We start from the raw sequence: 16,074 nt of genomic DNA on the forward strand, positions 1-16,074 counted from the left end.
CCCCACGCCGCTCACGCCTTGCCGATCTCGGCCGCGCGCTTCACCGCCGCGCGGATGCGCGGATAAGTGCCGCAGCGGCAGATGTTGCCGGACAGGGCTTGATCGATATCGGTATCGGTCGGCGCGGGAATCTTGGTCAGCAGCGCCGCCGCCGACATGATCTGGCCGGACTGGCAGTAGCCGCACTGGACCACGTCGATCTCGGCCCAGGCGCGCTGCACCGGGTGGCTGCCGTCCTTCGACAGGCCCTCAATGGTGGTGATCTGTTTGCCTTCGACGGTCGCGACCGGGGTCACGCAGGCGCGGCGCGGCGAGCCGTCGACGTGCACCGTGCAGGCACCGCATTGAGCGATGCCGCAACCGAACTTGGTGCCGGTGAGCTGCATCAGGTCGCGCAGGACCCACAGCAGCGGCATGTCCGGCGGAGCGGCGACCTCGTGTTCGGTGCCGTTGACGTTGAGCTTCATTGGATCCCTCGCGGCGGCTGGGGTAGGTCGAGCCTACTCCCGCCTCGCAGCCACGGCCAGCCTGCGGGTCTACGACTTTGGCACTGCGTGACCGACGTCGATTCGGCGGCGTTGCACGATCCTCCAGGCTTGCAGGCGGCTTGATCGGCCGGCCGCGACGGGCGGATGAATCTGTCATCGCCCTAAGCGCGTCCGCCGAAAGCCTGCGCGCCCTCGCCTGCCGCTCGCCCGGGCTTGCCCAAACCGCCACGGCGCGGCGCCGGCCGCGACCGGCGCATGCGTTTTTTCCCCGCGATCGCTCTAGACTCGAAGCATCCACCGCCCGCGAGGCGCACTGCGATGGCCGATTCGCCCGAACCTCCCACTGCGACGCGAACCGCGCCCGGCGGGGCGCGCGCGGTGGTCGAAGCCAGCGCCGCGGCGGCGACGCGCGGCGATCGAGCCACCCTGGCGGTGGTGCTGGAAACCGAAGGCTCGACCTATGTGCGACCCGGTGCGCTGGCCTTGTTCGGTGCGCGCGTCGGCCAGGTCGGCTGGCTCAGCGGCGGCTGCATCGAACCGGAGATCGAACTGCGCGCGGCCGAAGCGGCTGCGTCGCAGGGCATCGAGTGGATGGACATCGACACCCGCAGCGACGAGGACCTGTTTGCCGGTTCCGCGGTCGGCTGTCGCGGCCGGCTGCGCCTGGCGTTGTTGCCGCTGGCCGCGCTCGACGGCTGGCCGGCCTTGATCGACGAATGGCGGCGCGGCCACGGCGACCTGCGCCTGGACATTCGCAGCACCGGCGCGGTCAGCGCCGCGGTCGGCGACGAGCGCATGCGCTGGACCGTGCCGGTCACGTCCCTGCCGTGGCCGATCGACGGCGGCGCGCACTGGACCTTGGACATCGCCACGCCGCCGTCGGTGCTGGTGTTCGGCGCCGGCCCGGAAACTCCGGCCCTGCTGCCCCTGCTGCGCACGCTGGGCTGGATGACCACTTTGGTCGAACGCCGCCCGCGCTGGTCCGGCCTGGGCGCGCTGGCCGACCACGCGCTCGCGCGCAGCCCCGCGCAGGCGCTGGCGACCGCGCGACCGCACGACGCGGCCCTGGTCATGCACCATCATTTCGAGCTCGACCGCGAAGCGCTGGAGCATCTGGCCGAAAGCCTCAGCGGCCAGGCGATCGGCTTCGTCGGCCTGCTCGGTCCGCAGCGCCGGCGCGAGGACTTGTTCCGGGTGTTGCCGGCCTCGGTGGGTGTTTCTTTGCTGCCACGCCTGCATTCGCCGATCGGCCTCAAGCTCGGCGGCGAGGGGCCCGAAGCGATCGCGCTGAGCATCGCCGCGCAATTGCAGAGCCATCGTCATGCGCAGGTGCCGGCATGACCCGTGCCGCGGCGACGCACGCCGCCGTGGTGCTCGCCGCCGGCGCCAGCCGCCGCCTGGGCCGGCCCAAGCAACTGCTGACCCGCGACGGCGAAACCCTGTTGCACCGCGCGGCGCGGCTGGTCGTGGCGAGCGGCGCCTTGCGCACCGTGATCGTGCTCGGCGCGCGTCGCGAAGCGATGCAGGCGGCCTTGGCCGGGCTGGAGGTGGAGAGCGTGTTCAACCCCGACTGGGAACAAGGCTTGTCGAGCAGCCTGCGCGCGGCCGCGCGCGCGCTCGACGATTTCGCCGGCTCGGTGCTGGTGCTGGGCTGCGATCAGCCGGCGTTGGACGGCGCTCACCTGGCCGCGCTGATCGCGGGCGCGTCGTGGTCGCCCGGCGCCTGCGCGGCCACCGCGCATGGCGATGCATTGGGCATACCGGCGTTGCTAGCGCCGGCGTTGTGGCGGCAGGGCACCGGCCTGCACGGCGACCGCGGCTTCGGCGCGACCCTGGCGCAGCAGATCCCGGGCGCGGTCTGGCGGCTGCAGGCGCCGGAACTGGAATGGGACCTGGATACGCCGGCCGATGTGGCGGTGGCGATCGAGCGCGGCTGGATCGATGCGGATACCACGGCGATACCGGGCGTATAGACGTCCCGCGCCGAACACCCGCTGCTGCCGCATGTCCGCTACTGCCCTGTAGGAGCGGCGCGAGCCGCGACCGCGATACCTCGCTTATGACGCGACCACGATGTTGCAAGCATGTCGATTGGCTTGCGGCCGGGCCTTCGTCGTTACTTAGGTATCGCGGTCGCGGCTCACGCCGCTCCTACAGGCCGCTCCTATACAAGGCCTCGACACATCGTCCTGCCCCGCTTTTTCCCTCTCCCGCACGCGGGAGAGGGGCTTCGAATGCTCGAGGCAGCCTCACCGACGCGCGCACCGGGCGTCTCAATCGAAAAGGTCGAAAAAGGGCGTTAGACCGATGCGTCCGCGGCAACTCCGCGCACCGCGCTTGGAGGCCCGCGCCGCCCGGCCGGACATCCTGTCAGCCGGGCGACGCAAACCGCACGCCAGCCCTAGGGAACCAGCGTGCCAAACACGGGCTGCGATTCCGCGTCGTAGATCCGCAGCCACAGGCCCTTGGGCGCATGCATGGCGTACTTGCGGGCCTGCGGCAGCACAGCGCGCAACGCCGCTTCGGCGCTGCGGTATTCCTTCTGGATTTCGGCCATCGCCACGGTCAGCGCGCTGTCGTCGCTACCGTCACGCTGCTTCAGTTCGACGCGGAACATGGGTCATCCTTGTAAAGTTCAGCCGGCCCGGTCTGGGGGAGTGCCCGCCTTGAGGCGGATCTATGACTCGGTGGTGCCGTCGGAGCGTTTAAAAGATGCTTGTTGCGTGAACAGGAAACCGTCGTCGGAACGCCTGTAAGCGTGTAGGAATTTTCCTAATCTGATGTGCCTTGCGTCACAGGTTTAAAATGAACCGGTGGACTTGTCATAGCTTTTGTTCATGTGGACCTGCTTCACGGATGAAATATTCCACCGTGGGTACGCCCGCAGGCACATGCCGCCGCGCTAACCGCCGCGGCCGTCGAATATCGGCTGCAAGGCCGCCAGCCCATCGCGCAGCGCGTCGGCGAAGACCCGGATGCGCTCGGTGCGGCGCAGGTCGGGGTGACTGAGCAGCCACAGATCGACCGCGATCCCGGGCACCGGATCGCCGACCCGCACCAACCGGCGCTCGGCATCGCCCAGGTGGCACGGCAGCACCGTCAGCCCCATCCCGCAGACAGCGGCGTCGCGCAACGCGATCAGGCTGTTGGCGCTGAATACCGCGCGCCGGTCGTACTGCTTGTGCCGCAGCCACTGGGCCATGGCGATATGGGCCAGGTTACCGTCGGGCACCAGCCAGTCGTAATCGGCCAGATCGTCCGGCCGGGCCGTTCGCGGCAGGCGCAGCGAACGCGGCCGGTACACCGCCGAGGCCATGCGCGCGACCTTGCGGCCGATCAGGCCTTCCGGCGGCTTGGCGCCCGGACGCAGGGCTAGGTCGGCCTCGCGCCGGCTCAGGTCATGCACCGCGTTGTCGGTGATCAACTCCAGCACGATGCCCGGGTGACCGCGGCGGAACTGCGCCAACAGCGGCGGCAGCACGCCGTGCAGCAGCGGCTCGACCGTGGTCAGCCGGACCTTGCCGCTCGGCCGCGCGTCCAGGCCGGCCAGACGACGTTCGGTCGCGGCGATCCGGGTTTCGATCTGCGCCGCGACCGCGATGACTTCCTCGCCGGTCGGCGTCGGCGTGTAGCCGTCGCGCGCGCGTTCGAACAATCGCGCGCCCAGGCTGCGTTCGATCGCGTTGATCCGGCGGAATACGGTCGGATGGCTGACCGTCAGTTGCCTGGCCGCGCCGTTGAGCGAGCCGGCGCGGCCGACCGCGAGCACGAAGCGGTAATCGTCCCAGGCCAAGGCTTGTTCATTCATGCAATCTGGCCTTGCATTGGTGGCGGAATGTATTTCAGCAATGAACATCCTAACCTGCCGGCCTCGCGTCGCACGACGCCCCTGCCGAGGAAATTCCGATGTCCGCTCGCCTGGATTACAACGCCATCGACCCGCAAGGCACCCTCGCGATAGCCGGCCTGAGCCACCATGTCGGCAAGAGTTCGCTGGAAGCGTCGTTGATCGATCTGGTCAACGTGCGCGTGTCGCAGCTCAACGGTTGCGCGTATTGCATCCGCCTTCACACCGAGGAAGCGGTGGAACGCGGCGAAAGCCATCGCCGGCTGCATCTGCTGCGGGTCTGGCCGGAAGGTCCGTTCACCGAACGCGAACGCGCCGCGCTGGCCTGGGCCGATGCGATTACCTTGGTTAATCAGGCGCCGGTATCGGACGAGGTGTATGCGCAGGCGCGTGCGCAGTTCAGCGATGCGGACCTGGTGGCGTTGACGCATGCGGCGATTGCGATGAACGCGTGGAATCGGTTGGGGATCGCGTTTCGCAAGCCGGATCCGGCGTTGGCGGGGTGAGTGTTTGGCATTCAATTGGCGACGAAGCTTGCGTGGTGCGGCAGCGTGGGGTTTGTGTCGTTTATGGCCGATGCGAGTCGCCGAGGTGATCGCATGGGCTTCCTGTAGGAGCGACGCGAGTCGCGACCGCGGGGTTGCAGACGCGAAGCCAGTTACGTCGCAGTCGTAATGGCGCGGTCGCGCCTTGCGCCGCTCCTACAGGTAGGCCATGTGGCTTGAGCCTGAAGTCGTGCAGTTCATCCAGTGCTGCGAAGCGACTGACTCGCGAGAACAAAAGCATACCCGGAGGGCGGCGCACATGGATGTGCGCCGTGCGCCACCGAGACAGGATGTCTCGTGTGGCGCATACCTGCGTCTGCTCCGCACGCGCGGGCACTTGATTCACAAAAAAGCGTTTTTCTTTGGTTACCTTTCTTTTGTCGCTTTTGACAAAAGAAAGTGACCCGCCGCTTTAGTGGCGGAAGCTTTTGATCCTGCTTGCAGCTCCTAAAAGGCTTCAAAGCTCTGAAGCCTTGAAGCTGTAGAGCCTTTGAAGCCGAAGGCAAGATCAACAGCTTTCGTCCGCAAGCGGCCGAGTTACTTTCTTTTGTCTAAAGCAACAAAAGAAAGGTAAACAAAGAAAAATGCCTTGTTGTGAATCAAAGGCTCGCAAGTTCGGTGCGGACGCGGGCACGCGCCACACGGGACATCCATGCCCCGGTGGCGCGCGACGCGCATCCATGCGCGTCGCCCTCCGGGTGTGCCGTTGCTAACGCGAGTTACAAGCCTCGCAGCGCTGGAAGCGAAATCTGACATCAGACTCAAGCAGGAAGCAAAAAATCAAAGCCAAAGGGCCAAGAGCCGAGCGCCAAGGGTGATTAGGCCGATGCACCAGCCGTGTCGAAACAATCTCTCGCAAGCCGACTCGATCGCCGACGCGACTCAAAACCGATACCTCACCACCCGCCCCAGACTGCGCAACCACCGCGAACGCCCGTACAACTTGAACAACCAACGCTGCGCCAAAGGCAACGCCTGCATCTCCGGCAATTGCGCATACGCCGGCTCGTCGACGAACTGCAGGCGCGGATGCCAGGTTTCCAGGTCCGCCGCGCCGGCCGGTCCCCATTCGCCGATGCGCGCCTGGGTCGCGCGGATCATCTGCGCGTTGCGCAACATACGCAGCGCGAGCCGGCCATAGACGTCGCACAGCAGTTGCCCGCCCTGCGGGAAGCGCTCGATCAGGCGCCGCATCAGTTCGCGCGCGCGGTATTCGTCCAGATACGGGAACAGGCCCTCGGCGATCACCAGCACCGGGCGCTGGTTATCGAGTTTCTCGATCCAGTCCGGTTCCATCACGTTGGTCGCCAGGGTGCGGTAACGGCCCAGCCGTTGCGGCAGCAAGTCGCGGCGCAACTGGATCACCTGCGGGAAGTCGATGTCGATCCAGTCCACGTCCAGGCCCGGATCGACCCGGAACACGCGCGCGTCCAGGCCGCAGGCCAGATGCAGCACCAGGGTGTCGGGGCGCGATTGCAGCGCGGCGCGGGTCCAGTTGTCGATGATGCGCGAACGCAGGGCCAGGCCGCGGATGTCGTAGCCGCTCAGGCCGAAGCGCTTGAAGTCGTAGTCGATGCGGCGGATCAGGTCGTCGGCCAGGGCGTCGTGCAGGATCGACGGCGTGGCCCGGTTGTCCATGGCCTTCGCGTACAGGGTGATCAGCAAGGTTTCCTGACTGCCTTCCAGGCGCATCGAACACTCCGGCGACGAGAGACGGCGCGGTGTCTACCGCAGCAACGCGGCGCCAGTGTGCGACCGGCCGTGTGATGCCGGAGCGTAGGAACGGCGATCGCGGCCGACTCGGTCCTGTTCAGGCCGATGCGCCGATTCGACCGCGCGGTCGTCGCATCGCCGGAACGCACGAGCGGTGGCGGCGCCCTCGCCTCGATAGCGGACGATGCTCGGCGCAGACCCGGCCGCTGCACTCCACCCGCCTGCCGTCATCCCGGCTGCGTACCGCGCGCCCCGATCATTCGTGCTCGTAGAACTCGATCGGCAATCCATCGGGATCGGCGAAGAAGGTGTAACGGCGCCCGGTATACTCGTCGACGCGCACGTCCTCGACCGCGATCGCCTGCGCCTTGAGCTCGGCCACGCAGGCGTCGATGTCGGCGACCGCGAAGGCCAGATGGCGCAGGCCGCAGGCTTCCGGATAGGACGGCCGCGGCGGCGGATCGGGGAACGAGAACAGCTCCAGCTGGCTGCCGTCGGGCAGGGCCAGATCGAGCTTGTAGGAGCCGCGCGCCTCGCGGTAGACCTCGGCGAGCACGCGCAGGCCCAGCACCTGGGTGTAGAACCGCCTGGAGCGCGGGTAATCCGAACAGATCAGCGCGACGTGATGGATGCTCGACAGGTGCATGGCGACTCCGGCGAGCGGCGGGGGTTCGCTCGCGACACGGCGATTGTCGGATACTGGGCCGGCCCTGTCGCGGATGCATCGTGCGACGCCTGTCTTGGAGAACCGCGTGACCGTGTACGTCGACGATGCCGTCTGGCCCTGGCGCGGCGAGCGCTGGGCGCATCTCATGGCCGACACCCTCGATGAACTGCACGAGTTCGCGCAACGCCTGGGGCGGCCGCGGGTATCGTTCCAGAACAAGCTCAGCGGCTGCCACTACGACGTCACCGCGCAGATGCGCGAACGCGCGCTGGCGCTGGGCGCGGTGGCGATCTCGCGTCACCGCGACCGGGCTCAGGTGCGCGCGATCATCCAGCGCGCGCGCGATCAGGCCGCCGGTCTGGCGCCATAAGCGGCGCGCTCGGCGGTGCGCCTAAGCGACCCGCGACACCCCTGAACTATCTGCACCCCGCTCAGCGGCGCGCGTCGACCGCCATGCGCACCGCCAGCGCCGACAACACGCCGCCCATGACCCAGCGCTGCGCGGCGACCCAGCGCGGCCGTCCGGCCAGGAAGTTCGCGATGCCGCCGGCGCCGGCCACGATCAGCGCGTTGACGCCGACACTAATCGCGATCTGCAGGCTGCCCAGCGCGAGCGATTGCAGCATCACGCTCTTGTGCGGGTCGATGAACTGCGGCAACAGCGCGAGGTAGAACATCGCGACCTTGGGATTGAGCAGGCTGGTCAGCAGGCCCATCACGAACAACCGGCGCGGGCTGTCGGCCGGCAGGTCGCGGACCTGGAACGGCGAGCGGCCGCCGGGGCGGATCGCCTGCCAGGCCATCCACAGCAGATAGGCCGCGCCGCCGATGCGCAGCGCGTCGTAGGCGTAAGGCACCGCGAACAGCAGCGCGGTGATGCCGAAGGCGGCGGCGAACAGATAGAAGAAGAAGCCCACGCCGACCCCGGCCAGCGAGGTCAGGCCGGCCTTGCGGCCTTGGCAGATCGAGCGCGAGACGAGGTAGACCATGTTCGGGCCTGGGGTCAGCACCATCACCAGGGCCAGGCCGGCGAAGGCCAGCAATGCCGAAAGCTCGAACATTTTTCTTCTCCTGGTGATGGGGCCGCGCGTGCAGCTTGATGTTGGCCATCATCGCCGATTGCGAGGACGGGGATAAGCGGCTTGGTTTGCAACGCTGTGGCGTGGCGGCGCGGTGGCTGATCGAAGAGCAAATCCCCCCTGCCCCCCTTTTTCAAAGGGGGGAACTTCGATGGAGGGTGTTGGGGTTTGTAGTGACCGGGCTGACGACTGCTCGATGCTTCGAACTCGACCGAAGCCGAACAACCGCAACCCTAGCCGCCCCCCACACGACGGGTTCCCCCCTTTGAAAAAGGGGGGCCAGGGGGGATTTGCTCTTATCCACAAGCACAAGCGTCCTCCCAAAAAAAAGCCGCGACGGCCAAAACCGTCGCGGCTTCCTCATCACTCACTACCGCCCAAAAACGGGCGCCAACCTCAGAACCGCAACGAATACCGCGCATTGACCCCATGGTCGTTCGCCTCATCGGCGATCTGACCGCTGTAGTTCAACTCCAGCAACCCATTGGCGCTCAAGCGCGCGGCGATGCCCGCTTCGAGCAAGGTCGCGTCGTCGGCCAGCGGCGCGCCTTGCACGGTGAACGCATTGGCGCCGCGCCAGGCGACCGAGGTCTGCGGGGTCAGATCGCCGGTGGCGTGACGACGGCCCAGGCCGCCACGCAGGCTCAGCCAGCTGTCGTCCTGCTGCGAACCCTTGAGGTTGACGTTGAAGCGCAGGCCCACGGTCGACAGATTGACCCGGCTGTCGGCGCTGCGGCCGGTCAGCGCGGCGGCGCCGCCGGTTTCCTGGAAGCCGTCGCTGCTCACCCGCACCTGGGCGAACTGCGCATACGGTTCGAACTCCCAGGCGCCGGCATTGAAGCGATAGCCGCCTTCGACGAAGCCCTGCTTGCTGTCGGCGTCGTACGACGCGCGGGTGCGGTCGCTGAAACCGTTGAAGCCGATGCGGCGTTCAAGATCGACGTCCTGACGGGCGAAGGTGACGCCCGCGCTCAGGCCGAAGCCGCCCCAGTTCTGACCGGTGTAGACACCGAGGTGACGGCTCTTGACCCGGCCCTTGTCGAGACGGTCGTCGTTGCTGTCGCTGCGTCCGGTGCCACCGAGCACGCCGATGCGCCAGCCGCCGTCGAAGCGGTAGTCGTAACCCACCAGCGTCGCCGAACCGTTGTACTCGTTGCGCGCGGCATTGCCGTCGCCGTCGAGGGTGCCGCCGGACTTGATCAGCTCGACCCACGCGCCCTGCGAGGATTCGCCATCGCCATCGGCGGCGAACGCGCCGCGTCCAGCGCGTGCGCGCACCAGCGCCGCATCGCGGATATGGCGCTGATCGTCGACCATGATCGAACGCAGGCTGGCATGGCCTTCGCCGCTGAGCGAATCCAGCGCCGCGACCGCCTGGGTCGGGAACAACTGGGTCAACGGCTGCGGAATGCCCTGGCCGATCGCGAGTTGATCGGCCGCGGCCGCCGCCGCGCGCTGGTTCTCGGTCTGCGCCGCCGACGCGAGGCTGGCGCCGCGGGTCACCGCCACGCCGACCTGGTTGGCCGCGTAGCTCAGGCCGAACTTGAGGAACGGCGAGAACGCGGTCTGATCGAGCGCGGCGAACTGGCCGCTGACGCCGCCGCCGGCGGTGAGCAGGTTGAACGACTGACCGAGCAGGTACTGGCCCGGCGCGTGATGCACGACCAGGGTGCCGCCTTCCAGAGTCGCCTTGCCGCTGACGCTGATCAGGTCGGACTGGCCGCCGGCCGACAATTCGGCGTCGTAGATCGAGCCGGCCGCCTGGGTGTAGTCGCCCTGTACGCTCAAGGTACCGATCGAATTGCCCGGCGAGACCACGCCTTCGATGCGCGCGTTGCCGACGATGCGGCCGCTGCCGGCCAGGATGCCGCCGCTGCGCACCGCCAGGGTCTGGTCGCTGCTCAGGCTGCCGTTGACGATCAGCGCGCCGCCGGTGACTTCCGCCGCATACGTGTTGTTGCCGGTCAGTTCGAGCACGCCCTGCCGCACGGTGAGGCCGGCGAAGTCGTTATTGCCGCTCAGACGCAGCCAGCCCACGCCGGACTTGGTCAAGCGGCCGGGGCCGCCGATGTCGTTGCGCCAGTCGTCCCAGGCCGCGCCTTCCCACACCTTGGCGCCGCCGGCACGCTGGTTCATCACCACGTCGGTGTCCACGCGCAACTGGCCCGGGCCGTCGATGGCCTTCTTCAGATCGAGCATGCCCCAGCCGTAGATCTCGTCCACGCCCGGCGCGCCGATGTCGGTCGCGGTGGTCAGCAGCACATCGCGCACCTGCGCGCTGCTCAGGTACGGGAAGCGTTCGAACAACAGGCCGAGCGCACCGGTGACGTGCGGCGCGGCCATCGAGGTGCCGGTGAGCAGGCCGTAATCGTATTCGGGCGCTTCGTTGTCGATCAGGAAACGCAGGTAGTCGTCGGTTTCATCGATACGCCCGTCGATGCGGCCGGCGATGATGGTGCTGTCGATGTCGGTGCCCGGCGCGGACACGCACCAGTCCTTGCTGAAGCCGCAGATGCTCGAGCTTTCGTCGATGACGTAGCCCTCTTCGCCTTCGCCCGGCAGACGCACGTTGGCGACGCTGAGCCAGTACGGCTCGATCTCCTTGTGCCAGCGCGGCAGCGTCGCGGCGATGCTGGCCAGGCCACCGGCCTGATTGCCGGCCGCCCACACCTGGATCAGGTCGGACGCGGGCTTGCCGTCCTTGGACTGATAGATGCCGGCGAACACTTCGTAGCCCGCGCCTTGCTGCGCGTAGTACGCCTCCAACTGCGCCTCGGTGGTGTTGCGGCGGGTCGGGCCCCAGCTGTGGTTGATCGCGCGCGTGCCCAGTGCCTGCGCTTGATCGAACATGCTTTGCGTCGCCGGATCTTCCGGATCGGTGCGGTACAGCGGACGCGGACGGTAGAAGCCGTCTGGGTCCAGCCGCCATTCGTTGTAGGTATCGCCGAACACGGTCGCGGCGGTGAGGTCGGCGCCGAACGCGACACCGTGCGTGCCGGTGCCGTCGCGGTTCGCGCCGATGGTGCCGGCGACGTGAGTGCCGTGCTCTTCGTACACGAAGCCATACGGCAAGCCCGCGGCGATGAGACGCGCGGCCAATGCCGGCGGCACGCCCGGGCCGAGACCGTAATACGACTTGCCCGGGCGGTCGCCGCGGGTCGCGCCGCAAGCGCCCAGGCCGGCCACCACCGACGGATCGGCGCATTCGGGATCGTTGCTCAACGCGATGCTGGTGGTGTTGCGGCCGGAAAACTCCGGATGCGCGAGCGCGGTGCCCGAGTCGAACAGGCCCAGGCGCACGCCCTTGCCGGTGAGGCCGCGCGCGTAGGCGTAGTGGGCGTTGATCGCTTCCAGGCCCCAGTCGCGCTTGAATTCCTCGCTGCGCCAGCTGTCGGGATTGCCGACCTGGCCCATCGTGTCCTGCGCGAAAACCATCGGCGAAGCGGCCAGCAGGCCACCCACGATCGCCAACGAAAGAAGAGAACGGGTATGCGCGCGGTGCGCGCGCGGTTGAATGCGCGTAGCGCGGGTAGTGCCTTGCATCTGTCGATGAACCCCTGTCATGTCGAAGGCGCCGCAGGGCGGCGCCGGCAATGGCTCGATGCGCGTGTCGGCATCGTTGCTGCGTGGATCGCTAGGGCGACCTCTGTAACCACTAACGCAGCGTCACCATCGGCTCCCTACCCTGAGAGCGCGTATTCGTTGCATGACTTTCGACGCTTGCGGGCGATGCACGCGAGCGCAGGAACACTTTGCCGAATCTGCCTTTTGGCGAAAAACCCGCAAAAATTCGAGTTTTCGCGATCGTCTCGAACGCATCGACGATCGCGTTCATCGCGACGGCGACAACACCACACGCGCGTGGCTGTCGAATCGGCGACACGCGCGCCCACTCACGGCACGCGTGCACTCACAGCCCGTCGTCGGCCTCGCCCGTCATCAATCCGCGTCGCCACGCGAACGCGACCGCTTCGGTGCGATCGGCCAGATGCAACTTCGCCAGCACATTGCCCAGGTGCGACTTGACCGTCTTCTCGCCGATGTTGAGCGCCGCGGCGATGCGCGCGTTGCTGCCGCCTTCGGCGAGCTTGCGCAGCACGTCGAGTTCGCGCTCGGTCAGGCAGGCGAACGGGTCCTCGCGCGGTTCGCGCTTGCGCCGCACCGCCTTGAGGATGCGCTGGGCGACGAAGGGATGGATCACCGCCTCGCCGCCGGCGATGCGGCGCAAGGTCGCGAGCAACTCGTCGCCGAGCATGCTCTTGAACAGCAGCGACTGCGCGCCGGCCTCGATCGCGGCGAAGGCGAGGTCGTCCTGATCGGTCGAGGTCAGCACCGCGATCGCGCTGCGCGGACTCAGGCTCTTGATCGCGCGGATCGCGGTCACGCCGTCGACGTCGGGCATCATCAGGTCGATCACGATCAGGTCAGGCGCCAGATCGCGCGCCAGCTCGATCGCTTCGGCGCCGCCGCCGGCCTCGCCGACCACTTCGAAATCGTCGGTCAGCATCAGCAGGCTGCGGATGCCCTTGCGCACCACTTCATGATCGTCGACCAACAACACCGAGGTGGTCATGGCTGTACTCCTTGCGGCGGGTCGAGCGTGAACGACACCGTGACCACGGTGCCGCTGGAGGAACTGGCGATGCGGAAACGACCGCCCGGCAAGGTGCGCGCGCGCAGGCGCATGTTGGCCAGGCCCATGCCGGTGGTTTCGTGCTCGCTCGGCGCGAAGCCGCAACCGTCGTCCTGGATGGTCCAGCCGTAACGGTTGCCGGAGTTGTTGAGCACCACCTCGATCCGGCGCGCGCCGCTGTGGCGCAGGCTGTTGGAGGCGGCCTCGGTGGCGATCAGCAACAGCTGCCCGGCGTGCTGCGGATACTCGCCCAGGCCGCGTTCGGCGACCCCGTCGAGCAACAGCCGCCATTCGATCTCGCTGCCGCCGAGCAGATGCGAGAAGGTGTCTTCCAGCGCCTTGCGCAGCCCTTGCTCGGCCACGGTCGGCGCCGAGAAACGCTGGATCACGTCGGCCAGATCGCGCTGCAGCTGCCCGGTCAGGCCGAGCGCGGCCTTGATCAGGGCGCGCTGGCGCGGATCGCCGCCGCCTTCTCCGGCGCTCTCGCTCGCGCGTTCGTTGAGATGATCGAGCACGCTCAATTGCAGTCCCAGCGCGAAGCTGCGCTGCTTGGCGGTGTCGTGCAGATCGCGCGCCAGCCGGTTGCGCTCCTCGGCCACCGCCAGCGCCTGCCGCACCTGGATCACTTCGCCCAGCGCATCGGCCATGCGATCGAAACGCTGCGACAGCCGGCCGAACTCGTCCAGGCCGCTGTCGTGGATGCGCGCGTGCAGTTCGCCCGCGGCCCAGGCATCGGCGGCGTTCTCGGCGTGGCGGATGCGCCGAGTCAGCAAGGTCGCCACCGCGACCGCCGACATCGCGCTGATCACCACCAGATAGATCATCAAGCCTTCGAACGCGCCCGAATCCATGCGCATGAAGCTCGCCAGCGAACCACCGGCATGCTGGCCGACGCTCAAGGTCGCGCCCGGGCGATCGGCCAGGGGCAAGGCGACGACGCTGATCCAGTCGCCCTCGCGCTCGTGCCGGCGCGGCACCGCGGCGCGGGTGGTCGCGGCCTCGTGCTCGCTGTCTTCCAGCACCTGTTGCAGCGGCGCGCTGGGCCGGGCCGGGAACTGGCAGATCCGGCCGTCGCGATCGCGGTAGCGGATCGCGATGCGGCCGTCGGCGGTGCCGCCGGCGAAACTGTACGAGGCCATCCACTTGGCCGAATCCATGCCGACGATCCGCACCAGCAGCGCCTGCACCAGCGCCTCGCACTGCGCCGGCGCGAGCTTGCCCTGGTCGGGCAGCGGGCCCAGGCGCTGCAGTTCGCGCCGCATCGCGCTTTCGAGCACCGGCGGCGCCATGTGCTCGCGCACCTCGCGGCGCTCCAGGTACAGGCCCAGCAAGGACAGCAGGCCGGTGCTGACCCACGAGGCGATCAGCATCGACAGCAGGCATTTCCAGAACAGCCCGCTCCACCAGCGCCGTACCGGCGCGCGTGCGGCAGGCGTCGGGCGTGCGGCGGTGTCGTTCATGCGCTCAGTATTCCAGTTTCCGCGCGCGGCGAATCCGCCAAACGTCCCGGTCGCGTCCCAACGGCGGCCCGATGCGCGCAAGCCAGGCCGCGCCGAGCATGGCCGTACCCTTCCCATCGCGCCGCCTCATGCCTTCCTCGTCCCGCGATGCGCAGCGCATCGAGCATCTCGACGCCCTGCGCGGATTCGCCCTGTTCGGCATCCTCATGGTCAACATCGGCGTGTTCGCCTCGCCCTGGTTCGGCCTGGGCGCGCCCGATCCGGCCTTCGATGCGCCGTCGGACCGCCTCACACACGGGCTGATCGCCGCGCTGTTCGAGATGAAATTCTATCTGCTGTTCTCGTTCCTGTTCGGCTACAGCTTCCAGCTGCAGCTCGATTCGGCGCGACGCGCGGACGCGGCGTTCGTGCCGCGCATGGCCCGGCGTCTGCTCGGTCTGTGGTCGATCGGCCTGGCCCATGCGCTGCTGTTGTTTCATGGCGACATTCTGAGCACCTACGCCGTGCTCGGCCTGCTGCTGTTGGCGATGCGCGATATCCCCGAACAGCTCGCGCTGCGCCGCGCCAGCGGCTTGATCGGCCTGACCGCCGCGGTCTGGGGCGGGCTGGCGTTGCTGCTGTGGATCGACGGCGACGCCGGCAGCGCGCAGGTCGCGACACTTTCGCAAGCCGCACAGACAACGCAGTCGAGATTCACCGGCGATCCGGGCCAGGTGATCGATGCCCGCCTGCGCGAACTGGGCTCGACGGCCATCGTGCTGGCCTGCCTGCAGGCACCGTGCGCGCTGGCGATGTTCCTGTTCGGGCTGATCGCCGGCCGGCGCCAGTTGCTCGCGCGGCTGGATCGCTATCGACCCTTGATGCGACGCGTGCGGCGATACGGGCTGGGCATCGGCCTGCCCGCGGCGCTGGTGTTCGCGGCGATCACCGTGTTCGCGCCGGGCGGGCCGCTGGAACTGCTCGCGCTCGCGCTGAGCGTGTTGACCGCGCCCTGGCTGAGCCTGGCCTACGCCGCCTGGGCGATGGCCGTGTTCGACGGCGTACACGGCCGCCGCGCGGTGGCGGCGTTGGCGCCGGCCGGACGCATGGCGCTGTCGAATTATCTGCTGCAGTCGCTGGTGTGCGCGCTGGTGTTCACCGGCTATGGCTTTGGAATGATGGGACGGGTTTCGCCGCTGGGCTGCGTAGCGATCGCGATCGCGTTGTTCGGCGCGCAGTTGTCGCTGAGCCGCTGGTGGCTGCGACAGCACGCGTATGGGCCGATCGAATGGCTGTTGCGCGCGCTGACCATCGGCCACTGGCCGCGACTGCGCAAAGACCTGCCGGATTCGCGATGAGCCGCGAACTGCCCCGGATTTTTGTGGGAGGGAGCTTCAGCCGCGATGCTCTTCTCTCAGGTCACGACAAACCCTTCGCAAGCTGATCGAACAGCGTCGGGGCTGAAGCTCCCTCCCACAAAATACTCCGCGCATTCCGGCAACCGATTCGCGCGATCGCATGAATGCGCGAGCGATGTACCGGCCATCGAATGACCCTTGTCATGTGTCGCCGAAACCGTGACCGGCTTGGACAATGCCGTGTGGCCGGTCCCGCGGTCATGTACGACACTCAACGGCCGAACCTGATCGGCCGGAGTGCGCGC

The 16,074-nt window shown here is 67.8% G+C and carries 14 protein-coding genes; 5 read left to right on the forward strand and 9 right to left on the reverse strand.

The window, feature by feature from the left end:
- Positions 1–11: 11 nt before the first annotated feature.
- Positions 12–467, reverse strand: a complete 456-nt coding sequence (locus tag KME82_RS22240; RefSeq protein WP_215495945.1) for a (2Fe-2S)-binding protein — start codon at positions 465–467, stop codon at positions 12–14.
- A 339-nt stretch (positions 468–806) separates the two neighbouring features.
- Between KME82_RS22240 and KME82_RS22245 the strand changes: the two genes are divergently transcribed.
- Both KME82_RS22245 and KME82_RS22250 read left to right on the forward strand, forming a co-directional pair.
- Positions 807–1,829, forward strand: coding sequence for an XdhC family protein (locus tag KME82_RS22245; protein WP_215495946.1), 1,023 nt, complete (start codon positions 807–809; stop codon positions 1,827–1,829).
- On the forward strand, positions 1,826–2,461 hold the full coding sequence (locus KME82_RS22250) for a nucleotidyltransferase family protein (RefSeq protein WP_215495947.1): 636 nt from the start codon (positions 1,826–1,828) through the stop codon (positions 2,459–2,461). The genes KME82_RS22245 and KME82_RS22250 overlap by 4 nt, the downstream gene beginning before the upstream one ends.
- Positions 2,462–2,889: 428 nt before the next feature.
- Here KME82_RS22250 and KME82_RS22255 read toward each other — a convergent pair whose 3' ends face one another.
- Together KME82_RS22255 and KME82_RS22260 are read right to left on the reverse strand one after the other, a co-directional pair.
- Positions 2,890–3,105, reverse strand: coding sequence for a hypothetical protein (locus tag KME82_RS22255; RefSeq protein ID WP_215495948.1), 216 nt, complete (start codon positions 3,103–3,105; stop codon positions 2,890–2,892).
- Between the two features lie 285 nt (positions 3,106–3,390).
- Positions 3,391–4,296, reverse strand: coding sequence for a LysR family transcriptional regulator (locus KME82_RS22260; protein ID WP_215495949.1), 906 nt, complete (start codon positions 4,294–4,296; stop codon positions 3,391–3,393).
- 98 nt (positions 4,297–4,394) lie between these two features.
- Between KME82_RS22260 and KME82_RS22265 the strand changes: the two genes are divergently transcribed.
- Positions 4,395–4,841, forward strand: coding sequence for a carboxymuconolactone decarboxylase family protein (locus tag KME82_RS22265; RefSeq protein ID WP_215495950.1), 447 nt, complete (start codon positions 4,395–4,397; stop codon positions 4,839–4,841).
- Positions 4,842–5,762: 921 nt separating this feature from the next.
- Here the strand turns inward: KME82_RS22265 and KME82_RS22270 are convergent.
- The gene (locus tag KME82_RS22270) at positions 5,763–6,572 is read right to left on the reverse strand and encodes a class I SAM-dependent methyltransferase (RefSeq protein ID WP_215495951.1); all 810 of its coding nucleotides are present in this window, start codon (positions 6,570–6,572) and stop codon (positions 5,763–5,765) included.
- A 277-nt stretch (positions 6,573–6,849) separates the two neighbouring features.
- On the reverse strand, positions 6,850–7,239 hold the full coding sequence (gene gloA2 / locus KME82_RS22275) for an SMU1112c/YaeR family gloxylase I-like metalloprotein (protein ID WP_215495952.1): 390 nt from the start codon (positions 7,237–7,239) through the stop codon (positions 6,850–6,852).
- 106 nt (positions 7,240–7,345) lie between these two features.
- On the opposite strand from gloA2, the gene KME82_RS22280 reads away from it, so the two are divergent.
- Positions 7,346–7,630 carry a DUF4031 domain-containing protein gene (locus tag KME82_RS22280; protein ID WP_036113610.1) on the forward strand — a complete coding sequence of 95 codons (285 nt, stop codon included), beginning with the start codon at positions 7,346–7,348 and terminating at the stop codon, positions 7,628–7,630.
- Between the two features lie 61 nt (positions 7,631–7,691).
- Here the strand turns inward: KME82_RS22280 and KME82_RS22285 are convergent, their stop codons facing one another.
- From KME82_RS22285 to KME82_RS22300, 4 genes are all read right to left on the reverse strand, one after another.
- The gene (locus KME82_RS22285) at positions 7,692–8,321 is read right to left on the reverse strand and encodes a LysE family translocator (protein ID WP_215495953.1); all 630 of its coding nucleotides are present in this window, start codon (positions 8,319–8,321) and stop codon (positions 7,692–7,694) included.
- Between the two features lie 414 nt (positions 8,322–8,735).
- Positions 8,736–11,801, reverse strand: coding sequence for an autotransporter domain-containing protein (locus tag KME82_RS22290; protein ID WP_252255857.1), 3,066 nt, complete (start codon positions 11,799–11,801; stop codon positions 8,736–8,738).
- Positions 11,802–12,249: 448 nt separating this feature from the next.
- Complete coding sequence (locus KME82_RS22295) at positions 12,250–12,912, reverse strand: response regulator (protein WP_215495955.1); 663 nt, start codon at positions 12,910–12,912, stop codon at positions 12,250–12,252.
- A complete protein-coding gene (locus tag KME82_RS22300; protein WP_215495956.1) occupies positions 12,909–14,432 on the reverse strand; it encodes a sensor histidine kinase in 1,524 nt (507 codons plus the stop codon). The genes KME82_RS22295 and KME82_RS22300 overlap by 4 nt, the downstream gene beginning before the upstream one ends.
- Before the next feature lie 128 nt (positions 14,433–14,560).
- On the opposite strand from KME82_RS22300, the gene KME82_RS22305 reads away from it, so the two are divergent.
- Positions 14,561–15,769 (forward strand): DUF418 domain-containing protein, encoded by a 1,209-nt coding sequence (locus KME82_RS22305; protein WP_215495957.1) that lies wholly within the window; start codon positions 14,561–14,563, stop codon positions 15,767–15,769.
- Positions 15,770–16,074: the final 305 nt, after the last annotated feature.

This window comes from Lysobacter capsici (genome assembly GCF_018732085.1).
In the GTDB taxonomy this organism is placed as follows: domain Bacteria; phylum Pseudomonadota; class Gammaproteobacteria; order Xanthomonadales; family Xanthomonadaceae; genus Lysobacter; species Lysobacter capsici_A.

Bases quoted from the DNA above. Each gene is read 5' to 3' on its own strand.
- KME82_RS22300 (WP_215495956.1), bottom strand. From the start codon at position 14,432: ATGAACGACACCGCCGCACGCCCGACGCCTGCCGCACGCGCGCCGGTA.
- KME82_RS22250 (WP_215495947.1), top strand. From the start codon at position 1,826: ATGACCCGTGCCGCGGCGACGCACGCCGCCGTGGTGCTCGCCGCCGGC.
- KME82_RS22240 (WP_215495945.1), bottom strand. From the start codon at position 467: ATGAAGCTCAACGTCAACGGCACCGAACACGAGGTCGCCGCTCCGCCG.
- KME82_RS22270 (WP_215495951.1), bottom strand. From the start codon at position 6,572: ATGCGCCTGGAAGGCAGTCAGGAAACCTTGCTGATCACCCTGTACGCG.
- KME82_RS22260 (WP_215495949.1), bottom strand. From the start codon at position 4,296: ATGAATGAACAAGCCTTGGCCTGGGACGATTACCGCTTCGTGCTCGCG.
- KME82_RS22305 (WP_215495957.1), top strand. From the start codon at position 14,561: ATGCCTTCCTCGTCCCGCGATGCGCAGCGCATCGAGCATCTCGACGCC.
- gloA2 (WP_215495952.1), bottom strand. From the start codon at position 7,239: ATGCACCTGTCGAGCATCCATCACGTCGCGCTGATCTGTTCGGATTAC.
- KME82_RS22285 (WP_215495953.1), bottom strand. From the start codon at position 8,321: ATGTTCGAGCTTTCGGCATTGCTGGCCTTCGCCGGCCTGGCCCTGGTG.
- KME82_RS22245 (WP_215495946.1), top strand. From the start codon at position 807: ATGGCCGATTCGCCCGAACCTCCCACTGCGACGCGAACCGCGCCCGGC.
- KME82_RS22265 (WP_215495950.1), top strand. From the start codon at position 4,395: ATGTCCGCTCGCCTGGATTACAACGCCATCGACCCGCAAGGCACCCTC.
- KME82_RS22255 (WP_215495948.1), bottom strand. From the start codon at position 3,105: ATGTTCCGCGTCGAACTGAAGCAGCGTGACGGTAGCGACGACAGCGCG.
- KME82_RS22295 (WP_215495955.1), bottom strand. From the start codon at position 12,912: ATGACCACCTCGGTGTTGTTGGTCGACGATCATGAAGTGGTGCGCAAG.